The sequence below is a fragment of the Tepidibacter formicigenes DSM 15518 genome, assembly GCF_900142235.1.
Lineage (GTDB): Bacteria > Bacillota > Clostridia > Peptostreptococcales > Peptostreptococcaceae > Tepidibacter > Tepidibacter formicigenes.
This window is the reverse complement of the sequence record NZ_FRAE01000020.1, coordinates 35952-41951: the sequence shown is the minus strand read 5'-3', so window position 1 is coordinate 41951 and position 6000 is coordinate 35952. Positions and strand designations below refer to the sequence as shown.

The 6000-nt window shown below is 26.8% G+C and carries 5 protein-coding genes, 1 pseudogene and 1 riboswitch; of the genes and pseudogenes, 3 read left to right on the top strand and 3 right to left on the bottom strand.

Translation table 11 applies throughout. The features are described from left to right. Nucleotides 1–523: 523 nt before the first annotated feature. The gene (locus BUA77_RS05685) at nucleotides 524–1174 is read right to left on the bottom strand and encodes a site-specific integrase (RefSeq protein ID WP_072888179.1); all 651 of its coding nucleotides are present in this window, start codon (nucleotides 1172–1174) and stop codon (nucleotides 524–526) included. 26 nt (nucleotides 1175–1200) lie between these two features. Further along, nucleotides 1201–1419 (bottom strand): annotated as a pseudogene (locus BUA77_RS05680) (IS3 family transposase); the annotation flags it as partial. 1115 nt (nucleotides 1420–2534) lie between these two features. Here BUA77_RS05680 and BUA77_RS05670 point away from each other — a divergent pair. Then, nucleotides 2535–2708 (top strand): hypothetical protein, encoded by a 174-nt coding sequence (locus tag BUA77_RS05670; RefSeq protein ID WP_330390026.1) that lies wholly within the window; start codon nucleotides 2535–2537, stop codon nucleotides 2706–2708. Between the two features lie 33 nt (nucleotides 2709–2741). After that, complete coding sequence (locus tag BUA77_RS14165) at nucleotides 2742–2876, top strand: DUF1659 domain-containing protein (protein WP_200773929.1); 135 nt, start codon at nucleotides 2742–2744, stop codon at nucleotides 2874–2876. Between the two features lie 723 nt (nucleotides 2877–3599). Here BUA77_RS14165 and BUA77_RS13490 read toward each other — a convergent pair. Next, a complete protein-coding gene (locus tag BUA77_RS13490; protein WP_072888176.1) occupies nucleotides 3600–3728 on the bottom strand; it encodes an IS3 family transposase in 129 nt (42 codons plus the stop codon). A gap of 304 nt (nucleotides 3729–4032) precedes the next feature. Then, nucleotides 4033–4211: riboswitch (Lysine riboswitch) on the top strand. Between the two features lie 138 nt (nucleotides 4212–4349). Between BUA77_RS13490 and nhaC the strand changes: the two genes are divergently transcribed. Next, a complete protein-coding gene (nhaC, locus tag BUA77_RS05660; RefSeq protein WP_072888175.1) occupies nucleotides 4350–5753 on the top strand; it encodes a Na+/H+ antiporter NhaC in 1404 nt (467 codons plus the stop codon). Nucleotides 5754–6000: the final 247 nt, after the last annotated feature.

The following is a 6000-nucleotide window of genomic DNA, read 5'->3' as shown; positions in this document are numbered from 1 at the left end:
GATTTGAAGAAGATGTACCTAGGTTTATTATTGATGAATTTATTGAAGATGACTTTTTTGCTTCTGGTTGTGATATTGAGAATTTTGAAGTAAAAATGCCTATACTTATATGTCCAAAATGTAATGGTGAATTAGTTTCAAAAAATACAGATGAGTAGCTCTGCTACTCATCTGAGAGTATCACGAAGTGATATTTTGTTCTTTAACATATTTTATGATTACTAATATTATTTATCAGAAGAATATTTTTCAAGGATAGTTGAAATTTATTGTTTGTAAGTTTGATGGTGAACATTCTTATGGGGTAACAGTAACTTTAAAAAAATAGTAAAACAAATTTGTGGTAGGGAGGTAAAAGGGAGTAAATCTTTTTTTCGAGGAAATCTATCGTTGTTCTATCAAAACACATGTTGAAACTGTTGTACTACTAACTAGGAAATAACTGATTTTTCAATGGAATATTAATGATATAAAATGATTTTTCCACCATTCTTCCACCCTCGGTTTTAAGTGGGTGGAAGAATTATTTTATTTTACTATTCAAAACTCCTTCAAATATATTCACACTATCTTGATTCATTTTATCTGTTACATGAGAATAAGTGTCCATGGTTGTTGCTAACTTACTATGACCTAATCTTTTTTGAAAATCCTTTATATTTGCATCAGCTTCTAAAAGAATAGTAGCGTGAGTATGTCTTAAAGAATGAAAATTAAAATTAATACCAAGTTCATAATTTACAACTCTACTTAAATATTTTAAGCTATCAGTAGATACTAATTCTCCATTTTCTTTAGTACAAACTAAATCGGTACTGTTATATTTTTTATTAATTTCTTCAAATTTATATAAATTATTGCTGTAGAATTCACCATATTTTAGCCTATTCTCTAGTTGATATTTTTTATGTTTTTTAAGTATATCAATTAATGTTTTTCCTATTAATATTTCTCTTTGAGAACTAGTCGTCTTTGGTGTTCCAAAGCACCACTGCATAGCTTTTTTTAGAATTATTTTTTCAACTTTTATTTTGCCTTCTTCAAGATCTATGCAATCCCAAGTAAGTCCACATACTTCTGAATCTCTCATTCCTGTATTAAAAGCAATTTGTAAGGGTATATAAAAACTACTTCCAAAAGGAAATCTATCCACTATTTTATTAAATTCATCCACAGTTATAATTTTTAAATTCTCATTTTAAGTAAATTAGGCAACACTTTGTGTTCTTTTGTAGCCTTCATCATTTTTCTATAAGCGTTAGTTTTTCTTATTGGGCAAACTATATTGTATTTTTTCATGATTCTTCTAATTCTTTTTAAATTGTATTTTATTCCATATTCACTTTCTAGTACCATTTTTATTTGTCTAGCACCTTTTTTACGACCTTTGAAATTAAATGCTTTTAATATATTTTCTTTACTTCGCTTGTGAATGTTTTTTTACTCATGACCATACTCCTAATGTTTTTTATTTAATTATATACAAAATACCCTATAGAGTAGTTTTTTTTCATTGTCTACTCTATAGGGTACATTTTATAATTCATACCAGGTTTTATTAATGGAGCAAGAAAAATTAAAAGAACTGGTATCAAATTAAATATATATATAGTTAAATAAAATATATGGAGAGATAAATTTATCCATAATGTTTTTTTAGAAAGGTTAAAAGACGTGAAAAATTTTTTGAACAATTTAATTAGTATAATTAAATTAATAATGGTAGGTATAATAGAAAAAAGCATATATATAAAAATACAATTAAATATAAATTGAGGCATTTTTATAGTACTTGGATGGTATACTTCAATAATATAGCATATGAAAGAAAATAAATTTATTATAACTATAAAAAATGTTACTCTTAAAATAGTTATTTTTTGCATTAATTACACCAATCCTTTCATTTATTGAACATCAGCTTAATTCTAAATATATGCTTAATTATATCACAACATTATTCCATTTATTATCTTATGTTTATTTAAAGAATAATTCAGCTAAAACTACATAGAATTATATTAGGTGATTCGACTTAAGTATTTTATTCCATATTATTTCATAGCAAAAGAGATAGTTCTTAATTGGGCTACCTCTTTTTTATGCCATGGCATTTAATTTTATAAAAAATTGGATACCTGAGGTTGATATTAGAGGATAGGAATTAAGAATAAAAGCAAGAAAAGGAAAAGCACCTTTACTTGCTTTTTCTATTTAAAAATATTAAATAACGAAAGACTAAAGCTTACTTTAAGGTAAAGATATAGGGGTGCTTTAGGCTTTTTTAGTAATATAGTTTGAGATTGGCTTTGGATAAAATTGTAAAAGAATTCATTTTGATGTTATAATTTAATTTGTAATATATGTAAAGTTTAAATAGAATATGAAGTCTAAAAGAAGAGGTAGATAAATGAAAATACAACCTACAGGTTATTGGACTTTTTTTGCAATCCAAAGTATTGGAAAATAGATGATTCTCTATTAAATATTGAAAAAGGAATTCAAGATCCTATAGATGGTTGGAGAATAACAGATTGGCAAAAAGTAAACAAACATTTATAGAATTTCTAAGAAGCTTTGTAAAAAAAGATTGGGTAAATTTAATAAAAGAAGAAAACGTAATATTAATAGATAAAGAATTTATATTAGAAGATTTTAAAGAAGAAGAATTATGCAACTTAAATAATAATGCTAAACTGACATTGTAGGCCTACGAAAATAATTTTAAAGGAGGCGTTATTATGGCAGTTGCAATACCAGTTTCAACATCTGTAAGAATAAGCTATGAAGTAGGAGAAGAAAAGAAAAATGAAATAATAAATAATGTAAAGGATACAGCACTAGATGATTATGTATATGAATGTAAGAGGATATAAAGCAAGGTGGTAGAAAAATTAAATACTTCCGACATCAAATTGATGACGGAGTAAAAAAGGATAAGTCTAAGATCTGAAAGAGCAGAACTTAGACTTTTTAATTGAAAAAATAGGGTCAAAAGACCATGGAACTATTAGGTCAAACTTTAAGGTCGGCCATGGACTTTTTTCTTTAGGGTCTAAAATAACATACTCCTAAGAGTAAATATTTATCTTGTATAAGCTATTTCAATTGGATGATTTTTATCTAAAGTCCTAAAAAACACTTAAAAACTAAAATAAATGAGTTTTTATAATAAATTATTTTGTATAAGTTTTTTATAACGAATAGGAAATTATATTCCTATTTAAATTGTGGATAAATATAAATTCCGTTATGAGTTTCAAAAAAGTCTACATTGTAAAATCTTTAGAGTAAAGACTTTTTTATATAATAATTATTTCTCGGGAAATATATGGTTTTGTGCTGTGATATTTTCTTTTATATCATATAATTTCGAAAAAAGGCTTTTTATCTTATATAGAGTTATACCATATATATTATGTTTTAAAATATAGATATAGTGTAAGTAATTAGATAGTATTTATAGTAGATTATATTGCATTTATATAGTATAAGAATTTTTTTTGTATTGAGAAAGCCAAGGCTCACTTCTCATTAGAAATCACTTAAGAACAGGATAAGACTAAAAACGCAAAACCAACGTATTTAGTCTTTTTAATTCATCCACTGATAGTTGATTTTGAAAGGGCATATTCGTCACTTAACTCTGCAAGACTCTTCCCAGAGTTATAAAGTTCTACTATTGTATTCTTAAATTCTTGAGTATATCTCTTTTGTCCTTTAGCCATTGTAAACACATCCTTTTCCTAATATATATTTTAATGCGTTCGGCTTAATGTGTCTACAATATTATACTAACATCAATAGTTCAAAGTGAGTCTGAAATAGATAAAGGCTATATAGATATGGACTAGGTTTTAATTATATTTATACCTAGTAATATTATTTATTAAACAAGATGAAAATATAAAAATATACTGACTCTTAATAAGATTTTAAATATTCCACAAAATCGTCAAATATTGACAAAATTGTATTAATTAATATATAATAAATATATATTTAAAATTTAACAAAGTTTCATTTCTAAGTTAATGAGGTAGAGGAGCGGGGATTATGAGTAGTTTAAATGAGGCAGGCAGACCTATGAATTTAAATGAAAGGAAGACCGCCGAAGTGTATAATCTTTTGCCATAGATATATGCTGGTTTTATATCGAAGAGGTGTAAAACGACCACTTAAATATATTTAAGTGGTGAGCTATCTAAAGAAAGAGGTTATAGTGTCTATTGGTATATTTTAGGCATCTAGGAGTACTCTTAGATGCTTTTTTGTTTATATTCAAAGTTAAGCTGAAACTTTAATAGGCAGAATGTAAATTATGTATTTCTAAAATAAGGGGGATTTTGATGAAAGAAAAAAAGAATATTACACTAGGTATTTCACTTATACCTATAGCAGCTTTAGTGTTATTTTTATCTATAGCAGTATTTAAATATGAAGCATCTCCTCATATACCATTAATAGGAGCATCTGTTATAGCGGCTTTAGTTGCTATTTACTCAGGATATACTTGGTGTGAAATAGAAAAGGGTATATTAAAAAGTATTAACATGGGAATGCAGGCTATTTTAATATTAATGATAATAGGTACTATAATAGGAACTTGGATTTTAAGTGGAGTAGTTCCTACTATGATATATTATGGTCTAGAATTACTTTCTCCGTCAATATTTTTAGTTGCAACAGCTATAATTTGTGCAGTAGTAGCACTATCTACAGGTTCTTCTTGGACAACAGCAGGAACGGTAGGGATTGCTCTTTTAGGAGTTGGAAAAGGACTTGGAATACCTGATTATATGGTCGCAGGAGCTATAATATCTGGTGCTTATTTTGGAGATAAAATGTCACCTTTATCTGACACTACCAATCTTGCACCAGCCATGGCAGGAACAAATTTATTTGATCATGTAAAGCATATGCTATATACAACAGGACCATCTTTTATAATAGCTTTAATTTTATATGGAATAATTGGAATTAAGTATTCAGGTGGAAATGTAAATACAGATTCAATAAACTTAATACTTAATACATTAAACAATAATTTTAATATAAATTTATTTTTATTATTACCACCTTTACTAATTATAGCATTAGTAATATTTAAGGTACCAGCTATACCAGGGCTTATAGGAGGAAGTGTTTTAGGGGGAGTATTTGCAGTTATTTTTCAAAATGCAAGTTTAGAAAGTATTATAAATTCAGCACACTATGGATTTACATCTAATACAGGAATACAAATAGTTGACGATTTATTAACACGTGGTGGACTTGATAGTATGATGTGGACGGTATCGCTTATAATATGTGCTCTTACTTTTGGAGGAATATTAGAAAATACAGGAATGCTTGAAGCTATAGCAGAAAGTATACTAAAGCTTGCTAAAGGAACAGGTTCGTTAATATTAATTACTATACTATCAAGCTTATTTACAAACTTAGTTACAGGAGATCAGTATCTTTCAATAGTAGTTCCAGGTAGAATGTATAAAAATTCTTATAGAAAAAGAAAACTTCATCCTAAGAATTTATCTAGAACATTAGAAGATGCAGGAACATTAACTTCACCATTAATTCCTTGGAATACATGTGGAGCTTATATGTGGACTACATTAGGAGTTCATCCTTTTGCTTATCTTCCATATGCATTTTTAAATTTAATAAACCCATTAATTGCTATAATATATGGATATACAGGATTTACAATTGAACACGTAGATGATGACTTTTTTGAAGAAGAAATAGCATAGAAAAAATAATTTAACTCAACCAAACAAAAGTAGGAGTTCTTTAATTATAATTAAAGAACTCCTACTTTTGTTTGGTTGAGTTAAATACATATTCTTTGGCTATATACAAATAATATTAAAGCTAACTATATTCTTAACCTAAATTTAACCATTTTTGGCTTTAACTTAACTTATTGATAATTTTTTTTACTCATTCTTAACTTATTTTTAACCTAAACTTAACATTTAGGATAGTATATTTTGATAA

Excerpts from the sequence above, each read along its gene's own strand:
- BUA77_RS14165 (WP_200773929.1), top strand. The coding sequence starts at position 2,742 with ATGGCAGTTGCAATACCAGTTTCAACATCTGTAAGAATAAGCTATGAA.
- BUA77_RS13490 (WP_072888176.1), bottom strand. The coding sequence starts at position 3,728 with ATGGCTAAAGGACAAAAGAGATATACTCAAGAATTTAAGAATACAATA.
- nhaC (WP_072888175.1), top strand. The coding sequence starts at position 4,350 with ATGAAAGAAAAAAAGAATATTACACTAGGTATTTCACTTATACCTATA.